Raw genomic sequence first — 18,116 nt, forward strand, 5'->3', positions numbered from 1 at the left:
CCGACACTGCAAGGAGTGACAAGGCAGTTCACAGCAGTGACGTGGAGCCACCGGCGCTCCGACGACTCCGCGCCGGCCCGACGAGCGGCGAAAGGGCTGAACCGGGGGAGAGGGAACTGCGGATCGTCCTTTCTGTCGCGGTCCTGGCGCTGCTGCCGGCCGTCGGCTACCTGGTCCCCAGCCACCTGGCCCGACCCCGCGCACCAGGGGCGGCGGGGTCAGGCCGGGGGTCCGGCGTCGTCAGGCGGCGATCCGCGTGCCCGCGTGGCCGTGCAGCCGGGCCACGACGTCGGCGAGCTGGGCCGCCACCTCGGCGTCGTCGGCCGGGTGGGTCTCGGCGAAGCGGGTGACCGAGCCGGGGATGGACAGCTTGACGTCCTCCAGGACCTTGCCGCCCGCGATGCCGACCGCCTTGCGGGCCTCGTCCTGCGCCCAGACGCCGCCGTACTGGCCGAAGGCGGTGCCGACCACGGCGACCGGCTTGGCGGTGAGCGCACCGGAGCCGTACGGGCGGGACAGCCAGTCGATGGCGTTCTTCAGGACGGCGGGGATGGTGCCGTTGTACTCCGGCGTGAACAGCAGCACCGCGTCCGCGGCGCCCGCGGCCTCGCGCAGCCGCGCGGCGGCGGCCGGGACGGCGCCCTCGACGTCGATGTCCTCGTTGTAGAAGGGGACCTCGGCCAGGCCCTCGTAGAGCCGTACCTCGGCGCCCTCGGGGGCGAGCTTGACGGCCGCCTCGGCGAGCTGGCGGTTGTGCGAACCGGAACGCAGGCTTCCGACGAGGGCGAGGATCTGCACGGACATGGGAACTCCCAGGGCTGAGACGCGACTGCACGACTACGGTTAGAACCGGACCGAGGTCCGCTTCAATGTTGTAGCACCATAACCGGACCGCGGTCCAGTTTCTTCCCGGTGCTTTACCCTGTCCTCATGTGCGCCGCCCTGCCGCCCTTCCCCTCGCCCCAGGAGCCCCTGGACAGCGCCGAGTTGATCCAGCTCAGCACCTCGGTCGAGGAGCAGTGCCTGCGCGCCGACGCCGCGCGCAACCGGGCCCGCCTGCTGGAGGCCGCCGCCCACCTGGTCGCCGAGCACGGCGCGGCCGGGGTCACGATGGAGGCGGTGGCCGCCGCCGCCGAGGTCGGCAAGGGGACCGTCTTCCGCCGCTTCGGCGACCGGGTGGGCCTGCTGACGGCGCTGCTCGACCACTCGGAGCAGAAGTTCCAGGCCGCGTTCCTCTCCGGCCCGCCACCGCTGGGCCCCGGGGCGCCCGCGGTGGAGCGGCTGCGCGCCTTCGGCGTGGCGGCCCTGCGCCGGTCGGCCGAGGCGCTGGAGCTGCACCTCGCCGCCGAGCGCACCGCGGACCGCCGCTACACGGCCCCGTCGTGGCGGCTGCTCAACGGGCACATCCTGCTGCTCCTGCGCGAGGCGGTCCCCGACGCCGACTGCGAGGTCCTCGCCCAGACCCTGATCGGCTTCCTGGACCCGGCCGCCATCCACCACCTGACCAAGGTGCGCGGCATACCCATGGAGCGCCTGGAAGCGGGCTGGACGGACCTGGTCGACCGCCTGACGGCCCCCCGTCCCCCCGACTGACGGCCCGCGCGGCCGGATTCGTACAAGATTCACCCGTCGGGTCCCGGTCGACGGCCGGACACCGGGCTCTGCCAAGATGCGGTACGTCATGGTGCAGATACCGAAACCGCCCACGCCCGCGTCGGCCGCCGTCGGCTCCGTACCCACCAGCGCCGACGTGGCACGCCTGGCCGGGGTCTCACGCGCCACGGTCTCCTACGTCCTGAACAACGCCAGCGCCGTACGGATCAGTGAGCCCACCCGCCGCCGGGTGCACGCGGCGGCGAAGGAGCTGGGGTACGTACCGCACGCCGCCGCCCGCAGTCTGCGCGCCGGGCACAGCCGGATGGTCCTGATGCCCGCCCCGGCCATCCCGGTGGGCCCGCTCTACAGCCAGTTCCTCAGTGACCTCCAGGGGGCGCTCGGCCGCCTCGACTACACGGTCGTGCAGTACGGCGCCGTCGGCACGCACGGCGACGAGGCCGCCCGCGCCTGGGCCGAGCTGCGCCCGGTCGCCGTCCTGGTGCCCGGCTCCGGACTCGGCCCGCAGGGGGTCGCCGTACTCAAGCGCTCCGGCGCCCGTGCCGTGGTCACCCTCGGCCCCGAGACCGTCGAGGGCGCGCACGCCCTCCTCATGGACCACACGGCCGTGGGCCGGGCCGCCGCCGCCCACCTGCGCGCCCGCGGCCGGAGCCGGATCGGCGTCGTCGTCCCCGCCGAAGCGGGCCTGTCGGTCTTCTCCCGGCCCCGGCTGGACGGCGTACGGCACGCCGTGCACGGCACCGGCGCCACCGTCACCGAGCTGCCCCTCGCCTACGACGAGGAGGACGCCGCCCGCCTCGCCGCCCGCTGGCGCGACCTCGGCCTGGACGCGGTGTTCGCCTACAACGACGAGTACGCCATGCTGCTGATGCGCGCCCTCGCGGACGCGGGCGTCGACGTCCCCGGCGACACGGCGGTCGTCGGCGCCGACGACCTGATGCTCGGCCGACTGCTGCGGCCCCGGCTCAGCACCGTCCACATCGAGCTGCCCTCCGGCCGCGAGCTGGCCGAACTCGTCGACCGCGCGGTCCGCGACCCCGCCGCCCCACCGGAGCGCCGCGAGGTGCTGGGCGCCAGGGTCGTGCACCGCGAGTCCAGCTGAACACACGCGGCCGCCGCCCCCACGGACGGTGGAGGCGGCGTACCGGTGAGGACGTGGGTCAGGCCTGCTCCTCGCCCTGCGCCTGCTGCGCGGCGACGGCCTTGTGGACCTCGTCCATGTCCAGGTTGCGGGCCTGCCCGATGACGTCGGTCAGCGCCGCCTCGGGCAGCGCCCCCGGCTGCGCGAACACCGCGACCCGGTCCCGGACGATCATCAGCGTGGGGATCGACTGGATGCCGAAGGCCGCCGCCAGCTCCGGCTGCGCCTCCGTGTCCACCTTGCCGAACACGAGATCGGGGTTGTCCTCGGCCGCCTTCTCGTAGACCGGAGCGAACTGCCGGCACGGCCCGCACCAGGACGCCCAGAAGTCGATCAGGACGAACTCGTTGTCCGTGACCGTCTGGTCGAAGTTCTCCTTGGTCAGCTCCACGGTGCTGCTCATGGCGTGTTCCCTCTTCCTGATGTGGGGGCGAAGCCGTCGGCACAACGCGGCCGGACCGGCACGTATTCCGCCCGCGCCCATACCCGTGTGGCCCCGCGCCACACCACCCGACAGACTGACCCCATGACGGAAACGGATTCCATCGCATACGACGTCGTGGTGCTCGGTGCCGGACCCGTGGGGGAGATCGTCGCCGAGCGCACGCGCGCGGCCGGACTGTCCACCGCGGTCGTGGAGAGCGAACTCGTCGGCGGCGAGTGCTCGTACTGGGCGTGTATGCCCAGCAAGGCCCTGCTGCGCCCGGTGATCGCCCGCGCCGACGCCCGCAGGGTGCCGGGACTGAGCCAGTCGGTGCAGGGCCCCCTGGACACCGCGGCGGTGCTGGCCCACCGTGACTCCCACACCTCCCACTGGCAGGACGACGGCCAGGTCGACTGGCTGAACGGCATCGGCGCCGAGCTGTACCGCGGCCACGGCCGGATCAGCGGCCCCCGCACGGTCACGGTCACCGCGCCGGACGGCACCACGCACACCCTCACCGCCCGGCACGCCGTCGCCGTCGCCACCGGCAGCCGCGCGCTCCTGCCGGACCTGCCCGGACTCGCCGCGGTGCGCCCCTGGACCAGCAGGGAGGCGACCAGCGCCAAGGCCGCGCCCGGCCGTCTGATCGTCGTCGGCGGCGGGGTGGTCGCCACCGAGATGGCCACCGCCTGGCAGGCCCTCGGCTCCCAGGTGACCGTCCTGGTGCGCGGCAAGGGCCTGCTGAACCGCATGGAGCCGTTCGCGGGCGAACTCGTCGCCAAGGCGCTCACCGAGGCGGGCGCGGAGGTCCGCACCGGCACCTCCGTCAAGTCCGTCACCCGCGAGAACGGCACCGTCGTCGCCGTCACCGACACCGGGGACCGGGTCGAGGCCGACGAGATCCTCTTCGCCACCGGCCGCGCCCCGCGCACCGAGGACGTCGGCCTGGACACCGTCGGACTGGAACCCGGCTCCTGGCTCACGGTCGACGACAGCCTCCGCGTCGACGGCACCGACTGGCTGTACGGCGTCGGGGACGTCAACCACCGCGCCCTCCTGACCCACCAGGGCAAGTACCAGGCCCGGATCGCCGGTGCCGCGATCGCCGCCCGCGCCGCCGGTGACCCGCTGGCGGACGTCGAGCCGTGGGGCGCCCACGCCGCCACCGCCGACCACCACGCCGTACCGCAGGTCGTGTTCGCCGACCCGGAGGCCGCGGCGGTGGGCCTGTCACTGGCGGAGGCCGAGAGGGCGGGCTACCGGGTGCGCGCCGTCGACGTCGAGTTCGGCTCGGTCGCCGGGGCGGGCCTGTACGCCGACGGCTACGAGGGCCGCGCGCGGATGGTCGTGGACCTGGAGGAGGAGATCCTGCGCGGGGTGACGTTCGTGGGCCCCGGCGTCGGCGAACTCATCCACTCGGCGACGATCGCGGTCGCGGGCCAGGTGCCGGTCAGCCGCCTGTGGCACGCGGTCCCGTCCTACCCGACGATCAGCGAGGTGTGGCTGCGCCTGCTGGAGGCGTACCGGGGCTGAGGGGTCCTCTCACTCCGGCAGCCGGAAGCCCAGCTCACGGGCGGCGGCGTGCGGCGTGGGCGCGTTCCAGCGCTCGGCCATGGCCCGGCTGGAGGAGAAGGAGCGCGGGTCCGCCCGGTCGAGGTAGAGGACGCCGTCCAGATGGTCGGTCTCGTGCTGCACGATCCGCGCGGGCCAGCCGGTGACGACCTCGTCCAGGGCGCGGCCGTGCTCGTCCTGACCCGTCAGCCGCACGGCGGCGGGCCGGGACACCACGGCCTGCCACCCCGGCACACTCAGACACCCCTCGAAGAAGGCGGCACGCTCGAGTCCGACGCCCTCGTACGACGGGTTCACCAGCACCCGGAACGGCTGCGGCACCCGCCCACGGGCCACCCGCACCTCCTCGGGCACCGGCGCCGGGTCCTCGATCACCGCGATCCGCACCGCCACGCCCACCTGCGGCGCCGCGAGCCCCACGCCGGGCGCCGCCCGCATGGTGAGCCGCAGGGCGGCCACGAAACGGCCGAGCAGCGCGGGCGGCAACTCCCCGTCGTAGGGCGCGGTGCCCTGCCGCAGCACCGGTTCCCCGGCCTCCAGCAGAGGCAGCGGCCCTCCGGCGGCGAGGAGTTCCTCGACCTGCTCGACGAGCGACGGTCGACCGGCACGGTCAGCGGGAGCACCCATCGGGCCAGCATGACACGCCGCCCGGCCCGCGACGCCGCCGAGCGGCGGCGCGGGCCGTGGACGTCAGAGTTCCGTGAAGTCACCCGCGAGCGCCGAGGCCAGCCGCAGGTGCGGTTCGGCCTCCGCCGTCCGTCCCTGCCGCTCCAGGGTGCGGCCGAGCAGCAGCCGGGCGTACTGCTCCACCGGGTCGCGCTCCACGATGCGGCGCAACTCGCTCTCCGCGCGGCCCAGTTGGGCCGAGTGGTAGTAGGCGCGCGCCAGCAGCAGCCGGGGTCCGGTCTGCTCCGGCACCTCCTCGACCAGGGCGCCCAGGACGCGGGCGGCGGTCGCGTACTCCTTGGCGTCGAAGAACATCCGCGCCCGCTCCCAGCGCTCGGCCGGTGCCCCGTGGTCGTAGTACGTCGTGTCCACTGTCGACCTCCTTCGACGCCTCCAACCACCCGAGGTGGTTAAACATTCCACTACTTCAGGGCGGCCAGCTCCGCGTCGGCCCGCTCCCGCACGAGGGCCAGCACGCGACCCGTGGCCGCCAGGTCCTCCGCGGGGATGCCCGCCCAGATCCGCGCGGAGATCTCCGCCGTCTCGGCGGTGGAGGCGGCGTGGAACTCCCGCCCGGCGTCGGTGAGTCGCAGCGCGGCCCCCTCGGCGGCGCACAGCCCCTTGCCGACCAGCTCCGCGACGGTGCCCCGCACGTCCTCGGGGTCGGCCTTCAGGGAGCCCGCGACCTGGCCGACGACCGCCTCCCGGTCGGTCGGACCCCCGGCGACGGCGAGCGCCCGGAGGGTGACGCTCTGCTGGAAGGTGACGTCGTAGCGGGTCAGCACGGACTCGAGAACGCCGCGCGCGGCGTAGTGGGCCAGCGCGAGGGCGCGACTGTCGGCGGTGGGTGTGGTGGTGGTCATGACTGCTCCTGCCGGTGGTCAGCGGACGGGTCGAGCGGTGCGTCGAGCAGGGCCGCGAGGTTCCGCGAGAACTCCCGCGCGCGGGGGTCGTCGAGCCCGCCGAGGGGCGCCAGCAACTGCTGGAGCAGCCCCTGGACGACCTCCACGGCGCGCCGGGTGACCGCCACCCCCTCCTTGGTGAGCGCCAGCTGGACGGCGCGCGGGTCCTGCGGGTCGCGGGTGCGTTCCAGCAGACCGGAGGTCTCCAGGGCGCGGGCGAGCTTGGAGACGTAGAGCGGTTCGAGCCCGGTGTGGTCGGCGAGCCGCCGCTGGCTGGGCCGCTCGCCGGAGCGCCGCATCCCGTACAGGGACGCCACCAGCGCGTACTGCGCGTGCGTCAGCCCCAGCGGCGCCACCGCGCGGTCCACGGCGACCCGCCACTTCATGGACAGCCGCCAGACCAGGAACCCGGGCGTCGCGCTTTCGAAAGTCGTCCTCACCCGGCATAGAGTACATGGCTACTATGTACATGGCTACTATCGGCGCCGGGCAGCCCCCGGCCGCCCCGCGGCGGTACGGTCAGCGGCTCACCCTGTCGATCGGCTGCTCCGGTGGCGCCCCCCGAACGGGCCGACGGACCCGGTCCGTCAGCCACAGGGCGACCGGCTCCGTGTACCGGGCGGTGAGCGGTCCCACGACGACCAGGATCAGGACGTACGCCGTGGCCAGCGGGCCGAGGGACGGCTCGATACCGGCGGTGACCGCGAGCCCCGCGATGACGATGGAGAACTCACCGCGCGCCACCAGCGCGCCACCGGCCCGCCAGCGCCCCTTGACGGAGATCCCGGTCCGCCGGGCGGCCCAGTACCCGGTGCCGATCTTCGTCAGCGCCGTGACGACGGCCAGCGCCAGCGCGGGCAGCAGCACCGGCGGGATGGTGGCCGGGTCGGTGTGGAGCCCGAAGAAGACGAAGAACACGGCGGCGAACAGGTCCCGCAACGGCGCGAGCAGCGTGTGCGCGCCCTCGGCGACCTCACCGGAGAGCGCGATGCCCACCAGGAACGCGCCCACCGCCGCCGACACCTGGAGCTGCTGCGCGAGCCCGGCGACCAGCAGCGTCAGACCGAGCACCACCAGCAGCAGCTTCTCGGGGTCGTCGCTGGAGACATGGCGGGAGATGTGCCGCCCGTAGCGCACCGCGACCACCAGCACGAGCCCCGCGACGCCGAGCGCGACGGCCAGCGTCAGGCTCCCCGCGGCCAGCCCGGTCCCGGCGAGCAGCGCGGTGACCACCGGGAGGTAGACGGCCATGGACAGGTCCTCCAGGACCAGGATGCTCAGGATCGTGGGCGTCTCCCGGTTGCCCAGCCGCCCCAGGTCGCCCAGCACCTTCGCGATGACACCGGACGACGAGATCCAGGTGACCCCCGCCAGCACCACCGCCGCCACCGGCCCCCATCCCAGCAGCACCGCCATCGCCGCCCCCGGCAGCGCGTTGAGCGCGGCGTCGACCAGCCCGGCCGGGTAGTGCGTCTTGAGGTTGGTCACCAGGTCGCTGGCCGTGTACTCCAGGCCCAGCATGAGCAGCAGCAGGATGACGCCTATCTCGGCGCCGACCGCGACGAACTCCTCACTGGTCCCCAGCGGCAGCACCCCGCCCTCGCCGAAGGCGAGCCCGGCGAGCAGGTAGAGCGGGATCGGCGAGAAATGGAACCGCCCGGCGAACCGGCCCAGCAGCCCCAGGCCGAGGATGAGCGCGCCGAACTCGATCAGGAAGACGGCGGAGGAGTGCATCCGCGGTCACTCCCGACCGAGTATCGCGGCGGCGGCCTCCACGCCCTCGCGGGTGCCGATCACGATCAGGGTGTCACCGCCCGCCAGCCGGAAGTCGGGGCCGGGGGACGGTATGGCCTCGGCGCGGCGCAGCACGGCCACGATGGAGGCGCCGGTCGCGGTCCGCATCCGGGTGTCGCCGAGCAGCCGCCCGTTCCAGTGCGAGAGCGCAGACAGCTCGATCCGCTCGGCCACCAGCCCCAGGTCGGTGGTGGAGAGCAGGTTCGGCGTGTGGTGCGCGGGCATCAGCGCGTCGATCAGCGTCGCCGCCTCCTCGGACGTCAGCCGCACCGACAGCGAGCAGGCGTCCGGATCGTCCTTGGCGTACGCGTTGAGGGTGCGCTGCCCGTCCCGGTGGGCGACCACCGACAGGTGCCGCTGCTCCCGGGTCGTCAGGTCGTAGCGGACGCCGATCCCCGGCAGCGGTGTGCTGCCCAGACGTGGCGCGCCCATGGCGGACCCCCTTCTCCGGGCGGGTCGGTCCGCCCGTGTGTGGTCTGTGGGGATCATCCTAGGCGCGCCCGTCCGGACACCGCTGACCTGGGACGGCGGTCAGCGGCAGGGCGGGTCAGCGCACGGTGGGACTGGCGCTCGGGGTGGGCGTCGTGGTCCTGACGTCCAGGTCGGGCCGCGGGGTCAGCGCGACCACCGGCGAGCCGGGCTGCGGCGGGGGCGGGGTGAGCTGCTCCCGGGGCAGCTTCGGGGGAGCGGTCTGCTGGAAGTTGACCTGGTCGTAGTTGACCATCCCGGTCTTCTCCAGCACGGTGATGTGGTCGAGCACCGTGTCGTTGGCCTGGTCGGCCAGCTGACGGACGAGCGTGTTCTGCGTGCTGGCGCGGATCTTGGCGATCGCCGGGAAGATCTGGCCGTGCGTGACGCGCATGATGTTGACCGCGGTGGAGTCGAACTCCCGCCCGGACTTCGACTCGACGGTGGCGACGAACTGCTGCTGCTGCGGTGTCGCCTGGTTGGGCAGGATGACGCCCAGCTCGGGGGCGATCTTCCGGCAGGTGGCGTCCAGCCCCGCGTGGCCGACGACCAGGTGCTCCCCGGCCTCCTTCATCTCGGGGGTGCTGCCCCGCTCCATGGCCAGTTCGCCGAGCGGGTACTCCCACAGCCCGGCCGAGCGCACCTTGACCACGAAGTCGCGGTCGGCCTCGGTCAGCGGCCCGTACCGGGTGTTGGCGATGATGCGGCTGGTGTCCGACGCGGTCTTGTCGATGCCGAGCACGGCCGGGTACGCGAGCGCCGTGAGCGTCAGGCTCAGCGCTCCGCCGACGAAGACGGTACCGACCAAATTGCGCGACAAGCGCATCGTGCCTCCCGGAGTGAACAGTCCGAACGCCAGGGAGTACGGATGCGGCGGGCGAGGCAGTCACCGCGGGCGGCAAAACGTGCCGGTAACCGGTGTGGCGTCGGTCACAGAAAGCGGTGCGGGGGTGCGGCGTAGAGTGACGTCCGTGACGACACCGCAGGTCACCGCCGCCGACGTCCACGCCGCCGCCGCCCGCCTCCGGGGCGTCGCCCACCGCACCCCGGTGCTCCGCTCCCGCACCCTGGACGCGCTCGTCGGCGCCGAGGTGTTCCTCAAGTGCGAGAACCTCCAGCGCGTCGGCGCCTTCAAGTTCCGCGGCGCCTACCACGCGGCCTCCCGGCTCACCCCCGGCCAGCTGACCCGCGGCATCGCCGCCTACTCGTCCGGCAACCACGCCCAGGCCGTCGCCCTCGCCGCCCGCGAACTCGGCACCACCGCGGTCATCGTCATGCCCGAGGACGCCCCGCGCTCCAAGGCCGCCGCCACCGCCGGGTACGGCGCCGAGATCGTCACCTACGACCGCTACACCGGCGACCGCGCCGCCATCGCCGAGTCCCTCGCCGCCGAGCGCGGGCTCAGCCTCATCCCGCCGTACGACCATCCGCACGTGATCGCCGGACAGGGCACCGCCGCGCTGGAACTCCTGGAGGAGACCGGCGGACTGGACGCCCTCGTCGTCCCCGTCGGCGGCGGCGGGCTGATCGCCGGGAGCGCCACCGTGGCCAAGGACCGGTACCCCGGCATCCGGGTGGTCGGCGTCGAACCGGAGGCCGGGGACGACACCAGGCGGTCCCTGGAGGCGGGCCACCGCGTCGCCGTCCCCGTGCCGCGCACCATCGCCGACGGCCAGGCCCTCACGACACCCGGCGAACTGACCTTCGCGATCAACCAGCGCCTCGTCGACGCCGTCGCGGTGGTCTCGGACGACGACATCCGCGCCGCGATGCGGTTCGCGTTCGAGCGGCTGAAGACGGTCGTCGAACCCAGCGGCGCCAGCCCGCTCGCCGCGCTGCTCACCGGCCGGGTGACCCCGGTGCCGCGCCGCGTCGGCGTGATCGTCTCCGGCGGCAACGTGGACGCGGACCGCTTCGCGCGGCTCTGCGGCGAGGGGAACTGACGGGTCGTCCCCCGGATGGCGCCCCCCGCTTGACGGGCGGACGATGGAGGAACGGAGGCGGGGCCACCGTGATGCCAGTGGGGGCAGCCGGACGACCGGTCCCGCGGCCGGAAGGGAGAGCGTCATGCTGGAGGTCAAGACGCTGGACAAGCCCGACGAGCGCCGCGATTTCCCCCGAGGCCACCTGGAGGCGGTCCACATGACGGGGCTCGACTTCGCCGTGGCCACCTTCGAACCGGGCTGGCGCTGGTCCGAGTCGGTGGGTCCGCTCGCGGGCACCGACACCTGCCAGATCCACCACAACGGCTACGTGGTCAGCGGGCGGATGCGCATCGTCATGGACGAGGGCGGCGAGGGCGAGGTCGGCCCCGGCGACGCCTTCGTCTGCTCCCCGGGCCACGACGCCTGGGTGCTCGGCGACGAACCCTGCGTCGTCCACGACTTCGCGGGCCAGATGGCCCAGAAGTACGCCAAGACCGACTAGTGGCAGATCGATGAAGTGTTCTAGATCGGCAGCAGTCGCCCCACGATCGCGCCGAGCTGGCGGGCGTTGCGGCACTCGTGCATCTCCACCAGTCCGGCGTACTCGGGCGCGGCGGAGTCGCCGGTGCCCCACTGGGTGCGCGGTTCGGGGTTCAGCCAGTACAGGCGCCGGGCCCGCCCGGCGATCCGGCGTACGGCGGGCAGGTTAGGGTCGCCCAGGTTGGTGCGGGCGTCGCCGAGCACGAACACCGTGGTCCGCGGGCCCACCGCGTCGCCGTACCGTTCCGCGAACTCGCCCAGGGCGACGCCGTAGTCGCTGCTGCCGTGCCAGCCGGTGAGCGTCGCCTCGGCGCGGATGCGGGCGCCGAGGCCCTCCGGGTCGGCGGTGCCGCGTACCAGCAGCCCGGTCACCTCGTCGACCCGGTTGACGAAGGCGAACACGCGCACCTTGCTGAACTGGTCGTGCAGCGCCTGCACCAGCAGCATCGTGAAGTCGGAGAACCCGGACACCGAGCCCGACACATCGCACAGCAGCACCAGCTCGGGCCGGGCCGGACGGCGTCTGCGCAGCACCGGCCGCATCGGCACCCCGCCCGTCGACAGCGAACCGCGCAGCGTCCGCCGCAGGTCGATGGTGCCCCGGGCGGCCCGGCGCCGGCGGGCGGCCAGCCGGGTGGCGAGCTTGCGCGCCAACGGCTGCACGGTCCGGCGCAGTTCGGCGACCCGGTCGCGCCCGGCGTACAGGAAGTCCACCCGGTCCGCGGTCGGCGCCACCGCCCGCCGGGCGATCCGGTCCCGCCCGCGCCGCTCGGCGACCCGTCGCCGCGCCTCCGCGGCCACCTGCCGCCGGAACACCTCGATACGGCCCCGGATCTCGTCGTCAAGGAGCCGGTCGGTGAACCCGGGCGCGCCCGCCCGCATCCCCCGCCGTACCCGCGCCAGCAGCGTCTGCGGCCGGATCCGCTCCAGCGTCTGGTACGACGACCAGCCGTCCGACCCCGGTGAGCTCCCGTACCCGCCGAAGCCGTCGACGGCCTCCACGGCCAGCCGTCCCAGCAGTTCGGTGTCGCCCGCGGCGAGCGCGGCGGCCAGCCGCTCCCGCAGGTCGTCCCGGTCCGTCGTGCTGCCGTCCGGGCCGCCGACGCCGCGCGGGAAGTACAGGTCGAAGACCGGGTCGAACACCGGCCGCTGGGCCGCGGTGTGCAGCAGCGTCGCCGCCAGCCCTTCGCGCAGCAGCTCCCGGTCGGCCAGCCCCAGCGCCGTCACCGCGCGGGCCGCGTCCACGGTCTCCCCGGTGCCGACGCGGACACCGTGCGCGCGCAGCGCCGCCACGAACCCCGTCAACCGCACGTCGAGACCGTCGGGTCCCTCGGGAGCGGCCGTCACACCGCGTCCAGGTCGAGCTTGGCCGCGGCCTTCGCGATGTCCTCCTGGTGCTTGAGGACCACGCCCAGGGTGTCGCGTACCACCCGCTCGTCGAGGGTGTGCGCGCCGAGCGCGAGCAGGGTGTGCGCCCAGTCGACGGTCTCCGCGACGGACGGCGCCTTGCGCAGGTCGAGGGCGCGCAGCGCGCCGACCACCCGGACCACCGACTCGGCCAGGGCCGTGTCGATGCCGGGCACCTTCAGCCGGACGATCCGCCGCTCCAGCTCCTCCTCGGGGAACCCGATGTGCAGGAAGAGGCAGCGGCGGCGCAGTGCCTCGGACAGCTCGCGGGTGGCGTTGGAGGTGAGGACGACGAACGGGCGGCGGGTCGCGGTGACCGTGCCCAGCTCGGGCACGGTCACCTGGAAGTCGCTGAGGACTTCGAGGAGCAGGCCCTCCACCTCCACGTCGGCCTTGTCGGTCTCGTCGATCAGCAGCACCTTGGGCGCGTCGCCGCGGATCGCGGTGAGCAACGGGCGGGGGAGCAGGAACTCCTCGCTGAAGATGTCGGTGCGGGTCTCGTCCCAGGTCTCGTCGCGGCCCGCGCTGATCCGCAGCAGCTGCTTGGCGTGGTTCCACTCGTACAGCGCCCGGGACTCGTCGACGCCCTCGTAGCACTGGAGCCGTACCAGTTCGGCGTCCGCGACCCGCGCGACCGCCTTCGCCAGCTCCGTCTTGCCGACGCCCGCCGGGCCCTCGACGAGCAGGGGCTTGCCGAGCCGGTCGGCGAGGAAGACGGTCGTGGCGACCGCGGGGGAGGCCAGGTACCCGGTCTCCGCGAGCCGCGCGGAGACCTCGTCGACGGAAGTGAACAACCGGTCCTCCGGGCGTCGCGGTGAATGGTCCGCCCCTATCCAAGCGCTTGTTCACCCGATCTGTCACGGGGTGCCGCCGCACCGGGACGCGGCCCCGTGCCGCCGCGCGGACGACGGCAAGGAGCCGTGGGCGGTCAGCGGGCGCCGCGGCCGAAGGGGCCCTCGGGGCCGAACGCCAGCCGGGCGAAGCGCTCGCCCATCCGGCGGTGGGCGGCGGCGTCCGGGTGCAGGCCGTCCGGCAGCGGCAGGTCGGCGGCGTCGGACTCGCCGTAGAGCGTCCGGCCGTCGAGGTAGTGCAGGCGCGGGTCGTCGGCCGCCCGCTGGTCGACGATCCGGGCCAGCTCGGCGCGGATGACGGCCAGGGTCAGCTTGCCCTCCGCGGTCTGCGCCGGGTCGCCGGTGGCCCGGAAGCCGAGGCGGCCCTCCGCCAGCGCGGCGAAGTCGTAGGCGGTGGGCCCCGGGGTCTCCTCGTGCATCGGGCACAGGACGGGGGAGACGACCAGCAGCGGGACGTCGGGGTGGCCCTCGCGGACGGTGTCCAGGAAGCCGTGCACGGCGGGGGTGAAGGCCCGCAGCCGCATCAGGTCCTGGTTGACCACGTTGATGCCGAGCTTGACGCTGACCAGGTCGGCCGGGGTGTCCCGCAGGGCGCGGGCGGTGAACGGGTCGAGCAGGGCGCTGCCGCCCAGGCCGAGGTTGACCAGGTCGACGCCCGCGAGCCGGGACGCCAGCGCGGGCCAGGTAGTGGTGGGGCCCGCCGCGTCGGAGCCGTGGCTGATCGAGCTGCCGTGGTGCAGCCACACCGGGCGGCCCCGGTCGGGCAGCGGCTCCACGGGGGCGTCGGTGCGCAGCGCGACCAGTTCGGTGATCTCGTTGTGCGGCAGCCAGATCTCGATGTCCTTGGCGTGCTCCGGCAGTCCGGTGAAGCGGGCGGTGCCGGGCTCGCCCGGCCGCAGCCCGGTCTTCCCGGTGCTCATGTCGACGGTCACGGTGTGGCCGCCGGTGACCGTCGTCCGGCTGGCCGGGGCGCCGTCGACGAGCAGCTCGTACACGCCGTCCGGGCGGGGCGGGGCGCCCGCGTAGGCCCGCTTGGTGGGCAGGGTGTCCAGCTCCACGGCGGTGGCCCGGCTGCGGAAGGCGAGCCGGACGCCGGAGGGCTGGGACTCGGCCATCTCCAGCTGCGGGTCGGTGTTCTGGGCGCGGGCCCGGGCGGGCAGCCGGTGCGGGAGCAGGCCGTGCACGGTGCGCTCCAGGTCGAGGGCGCCGCGCAGCAGGTCCGCGGTGAGGGGGGTGGTGATCCAGTCGGTGCGCATCGTCTCAATCCGTTGTGCCGGGGGTGCCCGGACCGGCCGTGGGCCAGTTCCGCAGCAGGGCGTCGAGGGCGTCGAGGATGCGCGCCCAGCTCTCCTCGCTCCCGGGCGCGCTGTGGCTGAAGCCGCCCGCGGCCTCCAGGCTGACGTAGCCGTGGAAGACGCTGCCGAGCATCCGGACGGCGTGGGTCTGGTCCGGTTCGGTGAGGTGGTAGCCGCGCAGGATCGCCCGGGTCATCTGGGCGTGCCGGACGCCCGCGCTGGCGGCGGCGGTCTCCGGGTCGAGGGGGAGGCGGGCGGCGGTGTAGCGGCCGGGGTGCTCGCGGGCGTAGTCGCGGTAGACGTGCGCGAAGGCGGTCAGGGCGTCCCGCCCCGCGCGTCCGGCCAGGGCCTCGGCGGCCCGGTCGGCCATCTCCTCCAGCGCCAGCAGGGCGATCCGGGTCCGCAGCTCCCGGGAGTTGCGCAGGTGCGAGTAGAGGCTCGCGACCTTCACGTCGAAGCGCCGGGCGAGCGCGGAGACGGTCACCTGGTCGAAGCCGACCTCGTCGGCCAGCTCGGCCCCGGCGCGCGTGAGCAGCTCGGGGGTCAGTCCCACGCGGGCCATGGCGGGTGCTCCTCTCGTCGGGCAATGCCGAGTATGCATTTGCCTAATACTTTTAGGCAAATACCGAGAGGGGTTCTCCGGGGGCGCTCAGTCGACGAGGACGACCTCCAGTACGCGCGGCCCGTGCACCCCTTCCACCCGGTCCAGCTCGATGTCGCTGGTCGCGGAGGGGCCGGAGATCCAGGTCAGCGGGCGCAGCGGGTCGAGGCGGGGCATGGCCCGCGGGACGGACGAGACGACCTGGTCCGGCACCCGTACGACGCAGATGTGGTGGTCGGGGACGAGGGTGATGCGGCGGCGGCCCTGGTCGGGGGAGCCGTCCAGCACGATCGTGCCGGTCTCCGCGACGGCCACCGCGCACCCGGTGACCACGCTGTCCACCCGGTCCAGCTCGGCCGGCGTGCTCTCCGCCCGGTCGGCGACCTGGCGCACGTCCGTCCGCGCCAGCCAGCCCGCGTCGAGCCCCGGCGGGACCAGCACCGACTCCGCGCCGCGCCCGGCGAGCAGCCGGGCGATCAGCGCGGGCAGGTCGGCGCTGGCGCAGCGGTGCACCCGGGCCCGGTAGTCGGCGAGGTTCTCGGCCAGCAGGTCCACGGTCTGCTCGACGCCGCGGTCACCGTGCTCGGTGAGGTAGTCCCGCGGGACCGCCTCCTCGTACGGCGTCCCGTCGGGCGGCACGTCCGCCAGCGCGCGCCGCACCCGGCCCAGGATCCGGTCCCTGCTGTTCACTTCGTGTCCTTTCCGCCGTTGGTCCGCCGCCACCAGTCCCGGAACGGCTCCGCCGGTACCGGCGGCAGGTCCCGGGTGCCGCTCCACGCCCTGCCAGGACCGGGCAGGGCGCGCGGGTGGAGGCGCCGGGTGCGGGAGGCGAGCCGCTGGCCGGCGCGCAGGGCGCCGGGGTGGGCGAACGCCCAGCGGGCGGCCCGCATCGCGGCGCGCTCGGCGGCGTGCCCCTTGGCGGGCTTCAGCACCACCCTGTTGCCCCCGCGGGTCACCTGGCCGCCCTGCGCGACGCGTTCCCGCAGGTGCACCAGGACCTCGGGGATGTCGATGGCGACCGGGCACACGTCGTAGCAGGCGCCGCAGAGCGACGACGCGTACGGCAGGGAGGCGTCGATCTCGCTGCCCGTGCCGCGCAGCTGGGGGCTGAGGATCGCCCCGATGGGGCCCGGGTAGACGGAGCCGTAGGCGTGGCCGCCCGCCCGCTCGTACACCGGGCACACGTTCAGACAGGCCGAGCAGCGGATGCAGCGCAGGGCCTGGCGGCCGACCTCGTCGGCGAGGGTGTCGGTGCGGCCGTTGTCGAGCAGGACCAGGTGGAAGGCGCGCGGGCCGTCCTGGTCCGAGGTGCCGGTCCAGGTGCTGGTGTACGGGTTCATCCGCTCGGCGGTGGAGGAGCGCGGCAGGGTCTGCAGGAAGACCTCCAGGTCCCGCCAGGTCGGCACCACCTTCTCGATGCCGACCACCGAGATCAGCGTCTCCGGCAGGGTCAGGCACATCCGCCCGTTGCCCTCGGACTCCACCACGACCAGCGTGCCGGTCTCCGCGACCATGAAGTTGGCGCCGGAGACGCCGACCTTGGCGCGCAGGAACTTCTCCCGCAGGTGCAGCCGGGCCGCCTCGGCGAGTTCGGCGGGGGTGTCGGTGAGGCCCTCGGGGGCGGGCCGGCCCCACTCGCCCATCTCGCTGCGGAAGATGTCCCGGATCTCACCCCGGTTGCGGTGGATCGCCGGGACCAGGATGTGCGAGGGCCGGTCCTTGCCCAACTGCACGATCAGCTCGGCGAGATCGGTCTCGTAGGCGTGGATGCCCGCCGCCTCCAGGGCCTCGTTCAGCCCGATCTCCTGCGTCGCCATCGACTTGACCTTGACGACCTCGGACTCGCCGGTCGCCCGGACCAGTCCGGTGACGATCCGGTTGGCCTCCTCGGCGTCGGCGGCCCAGTGGACGACGCCGCCCGCCGCCGTCACCGACTCCTCCAACCGCTCCAGGTAGCGGTCGAGGTGGCGCAGCGTGTGGTCCTTGATCCGCTTGCCCGCCTCGCGCAGCTCCGCCCAGTCCTCCACCTCGGCGACCGCGGTCGCCCGCTTGGCGCGGATGGTGTGGGTGGCGTGCCGCAGGTTGCCCCGCAGGGTGGTGTCGCGCACCGCCTCGTGCGCCGCCTTCGGGAAGGACGGCATCCCGACGAACGTCCCGCTCATACGGCCGGTGCCTCCTCCGTGCTCGCCAGGATCTCCGCGAGGTGCACCGGCCGCATCCCGGTGCGCAGCCGGGTCATCGTGCCCCCGATGTGCATCAGACAGGAGTTGTCGGCCGCGCACAGCACCTCCGCGCCCGTGGACTCGGCGTCGCGGACCTTGTCGGCGCCCATCGCCGCGGAGACGTCCGCGTTCTTCACCGAGAACGTTCCGCCGAAGCCGCAGCACTCCTCCGCGCCCGGCAGCTCCACCAGCTCCAGCCCCTTCACCGCCTCCAGCAGCCGCCGCGGCCGGTCGCCGAGCCGCAGCCCGCGCAGCCCGTGGCACGTCGGGTGGTAGGTCACCCGGTGCGGGAAGTACGCCCCGACGTCCGTCACCCCCAACACGTCCACCAGGAACTCCGTCAGCTCGTACGTCTTCGGTACCACCGGCGCCACCGCGGTCGCCAGCGAGGTGCCGCGCCCCTCGGCGCGGGCCCGCTCACCCATCCGCGGGTACAGCTCCCGCACCATCGCCGCGCACGACCCGGACGGCGTCACGATGGCCTCGTACTCCCGGAAGACATCGGAGAAGTGCCGGGCCATCGGCTCCGCCTCGTGCCGGTAGCCGGTGTTGTAGTGGGCCTGCCCGCAACACGTCTGGGCCATCGGGAAGTCGACCTCGACGCCCAGTCTGGTCAGCAGTTCCACCACGGCGCGTCCGGTGTCCGGATAGAGCGTGTCGTTGATGCAGGTCATGAACAGGGCGACACGCATGG

The 18,116-nt window shown here is 74.0% G+C and carries 21 protein-coding genes; 5 read left to right on the plus strand and 16 right to left on the minus strand.

What is annotated here, in order from left to right:
- Positions 1–240: 240 nt before the first annotated feature.
- A complete protein-coding gene (locus tag ABZ659_RS16430; RefSeq protein WP_360219443.1) occupies positions 241–804 on the minus strand; it encodes an NAD(P)H-dependent oxidoreductase in 564 nt (187 codons plus the stop codon).
- A 126-nt stretch (positions 805–930) separates the two neighbouring features.
- On the opposite strand from ABZ659_RS16430, the gene ABZ659_RS16435 reads away from it, so the two are divergent.
- Both ABZ659_RS16435 and ABZ659_RS16440 read left to right on the plus strand, forming a co-directional pair.
- Positions 931–1,593 carry a TetR/AcrR family transcriptional regulator gene (locus ABZ659_RS16435; RefSeq protein ID WP_360219446.1) on the plus strand — a complete coding sequence of 221 codons (663 nt, stop codon included), beginning with the start codon at positions 931–933 and terminating at the stop codon, positions 1,591–1,593.
- Between the two features lie 76 nt (positions 1,594–1,669).
- The gene (locus tag ABZ659_RS16440; RefSeq protein WP_360219449.1) at positions 1,670–2,716 is read left to right on the plus strand and encodes a LacI family DNA-binding transcriptional regulator; all 1,047 of its coding nucleotides are present in this window, start codon (positions 1,670–1,672) and stop codon (positions 2,714–2,716) included.
- Positions 2,717–2,774: 58 nt separating this feature from the next.
- On the opposite strand, the gene trxA is transcribed toward ABZ659_RS16440, so the two are convergent.
- Positions 2,775–3,158 (minus strand): thioredoxin, encoded by a 384-nt coding sequence (trxA, locus tag ABZ659_RS16445; protein WP_360219452.1) that lies wholly within the window; start codon positions 3,156–3,158, stop codon positions 2,775–2,777.
- A 123-nt stretch (positions 3,159–3,281) separates the two neighbouring features.
- Between trxA and ABZ659_RS16450 the strand changes: the two genes are divergently transcribed.
- On the plus strand, positions 3,282–4,712 hold the full coding sequence (locus ABZ659_RS16450) for an NAD(P)/FAD-dependent oxidoreductase (protein WP_360219455.1): 1,431 nt from the start codon (positions 3,282–3,284) through the stop codon (positions 4,710–4,712).
- A gap of 9 nt (positions 4,713–4,721) precedes the next feature.
- On the opposite strand, the gene ABZ659_RS16455 is transcribed toward ABZ659_RS16450, so the two are convergent.
- The 7 genes from ABZ659_RS16455 to ABZ659_RS16485 all read right to left on the minus strand — a co-directional run bounded on the left by ABZ659_RS16455 (position 4,722) and on the right by ABZ659_RS16485 (position 9,407).
- Positions 4,722–5,378 (minus strand): peptide deformylase, encoded by a 657-nt coding sequence (locus tag ABZ659_RS16455; RefSeq protein ID WP_360219458.1) that lies wholly within the window; start codon positions 5,376–5,378, stop codon positions 4,722–4,724.
- A gap of 63 nt (positions 5,379–5,441) precedes the next feature.
- Positions 5,442–5,789 (minus strand): tetratricopeptide repeat protein, encoded by a 348-nt coding sequence (locus ABZ659_RS16460; RefSeq protein WP_360219461.1) that lies wholly within the window; start codon positions 5,787–5,789, stop codon positions 5,442–5,444.
- A gap of 50 nt (positions 5,790–5,839) precedes the next feature.
- A complete protein-coding gene (locus ABZ659_RS16465) occupies positions 5,840–6,280 on the minus strand; it encodes a MarR family transcriptional regulator (RefSeq protein ID WP_360219464.1) in 441 nt (146 codons plus the stop codon).
- Positions 6,277–6,705: a MarR family transcriptional regulator gene (locus ABZ659_RS16470; protein ID WP_360219565.1), complete on the minus strand. Its 429-nt coding sequence runs from the start codon at positions 6,703–6,705 to the stop codon at positions 6,277–6,279. The genes ABZ659_RS16465 and ABZ659_RS16470 overlap by 4 nt, the downstream gene beginning before the upstream one ends.
- Positions 6,706–6,838: 133 nt before the next feature.
- The gene (locus tag ABZ659_RS16475) at positions 6,839–8,053 is read right to left on the minus strand and encodes a cation:proton antiporter (protein ID WP_360219467.1); all 1,215 of its coding nucleotides are present in this window, start codon (positions 8,051–8,053) and stop codon (positions 6,839–6,841) included.
- A gap of 6 nt (positions 8,054–8,059) precedes the next feature.
- The gene (locus tag ABZ659_RS16480; protein WP_360219469.1) at positions 8,060–8,545 is read right to left on the minus strand and encodes a TrkA C-terminal domain-containing protein; all 486 of its coding nucleotides are present in this window, start codon (positions 8,543–8,545) and stop codon (positions 8,060–8,062) included.
- Positions 8,546–8,660: 115 nt separating this feature from the next.
- Positions 8,661–9,407: a DUF4142 domain-containing protein gene (locus ABZ659_RS16485; RefSeq protein WP_360219472.1), complete on the minus strand. Its 747-nt coding sequence runs from the start codon at positions 9,405–9,407 to the stop codon at positions 8,661–8,663.
- 145 nt (positions 9,408–9,552) lie between these two features.
- Here ABZ659_RS16485 and ABZ659_RS16490 point away from each other — a divergent pair, with 145 nt between their 5' ends.
- Together ABZ659_RS16490 and ABZ659_RS16495 are read left to right on the plus strand one after the other, a co-directional pair.
- Positions 9,553–10,524 carry a pyridoxal-phosphate dependent enzyme gene (locus ABZ659_RS16490; protein ID WP_360219475.1) on the plus strand — a complete coding sequence of 324 codons (972 nt, stop codon included), beginning with the start codon at positions 9,553–9,555 and terminating at the stop codon, positions 10,522–10,524.
- Positions 10,525–10,648: 124 nt separating this feature from the next.
- Positions 10,649–11,008, plus strand: a complete 360-nt coding sequence (locus ABZ659_RS16495; RefSeq protein ID WP_360219478.1) for a cupin domain-containing protein — start codon at positions 10,649–10,651, stop codon at positions 11,006–11,008.
- Positions 11,009–11,028: 20 nt separating this feature from the next.
- Here ABZ659_RS16495 and ABZ659_RS16500 read toward each other — a convergent pair whose 3' ends face one another.
- The 7 genes from ABZ659_RS16500 to ABZ659_RS16530 form a co-directional block, all read right to left on the minus strand.
- Entirely contained in the window at positions 11,029–12,393 is a 1,365-nt protein-coding gene (locus ABZ659_RS16500; RefSeq protein ID WP_360219481.1) for a VWA domain-containing protein, read from the minus strand.
- Complete coding sequence (locus tag ABZ659_RS16505; RefSeq protein ID WP_360219484.1) at positions 12,390–13,247, minus strand: MoxR family ATPase; 858 nt, start codon at positions 13,245–13,247, stop codon at positions 12,390–12,392. Before ABZ659_RS16505 ends, ABZ659_RS16500 begins: the two co-directional genes overlap by 4 nt.
- A gap of 134 nt (positions 13,248–13,381) precedes the next feature.
- On the minus strand, positions 13,382–14,560 hold the full coding sequence (locus ABZ659_RS16510; protein ID WP_360219487.1) for a GDSL-type esterase/lipase family protein: 1,179 nt from the start codon (positions 14,558–14,560) through the stop codon (positions 13,382–13,384).
- 4 nt (positions 14,561–14,564) lie between these two features.
- Positions 14,565–15,161, minus strand: coding sequence for a WHG domain-containing protein (locus ABZ659_RS16515; RefSeq protein ID WP_360219490.1), 597 nt, complete (start codon positions 15,159–15,161; stop codon positions 14,565–14,567).
- Positions 15,162–15,248: 87 nt separating this feature from the next.
- Positions 15,249–15,890, minus strand: coding sequence for a lactate utilization protein C (locus tag ABZ659_RS16520; RefSeq protein WP_360219493.1), 642 nt, complete (start codon positions 15,888–15,890; stop codon positions 15,249–15,251).
- Entirely contained in the window at positions 15,887–17,362 is a 1,476-nt protein-coding gene (locus tag ABZ659_RS16525) for a LutB/LldF family L-lactate oxidation iron-sulfur protein (protein WP_360219496.1), read from the minus strand. The genes ABZ659_RS16520 and ABZ659_RS16525 overlap by 4 nt, the downstream gene beginning before the upstream one ends.
- Positions 17,359–18,114, minus strand: a complete 756-nt coding sequence (locus tag ABZ659_RS16530; protein WP_360219499.1) for a (Fe-S)-binding protein — start codon at positions 18,112–18,114, stop codon at positions 17,359–17,361. Before ABZ659_RS16530 ends, ABZ659_RS16525 begins: the two co-directional genes overlap by 4 nt.
- Positions 18,115–18,116 lie beyond the last annotated feature (2 nt).

Origin of the sequence: Streptomyces sp. NPDC006997 (assembly GCF_040635175.1) — a bacterium.
In the GTDB taxonomy this organism is placed as follows: Bacteria; Actinomycetota; Actinomycetes; order Streptomycetales; family Streptomycetaceae; genus Streptomyces.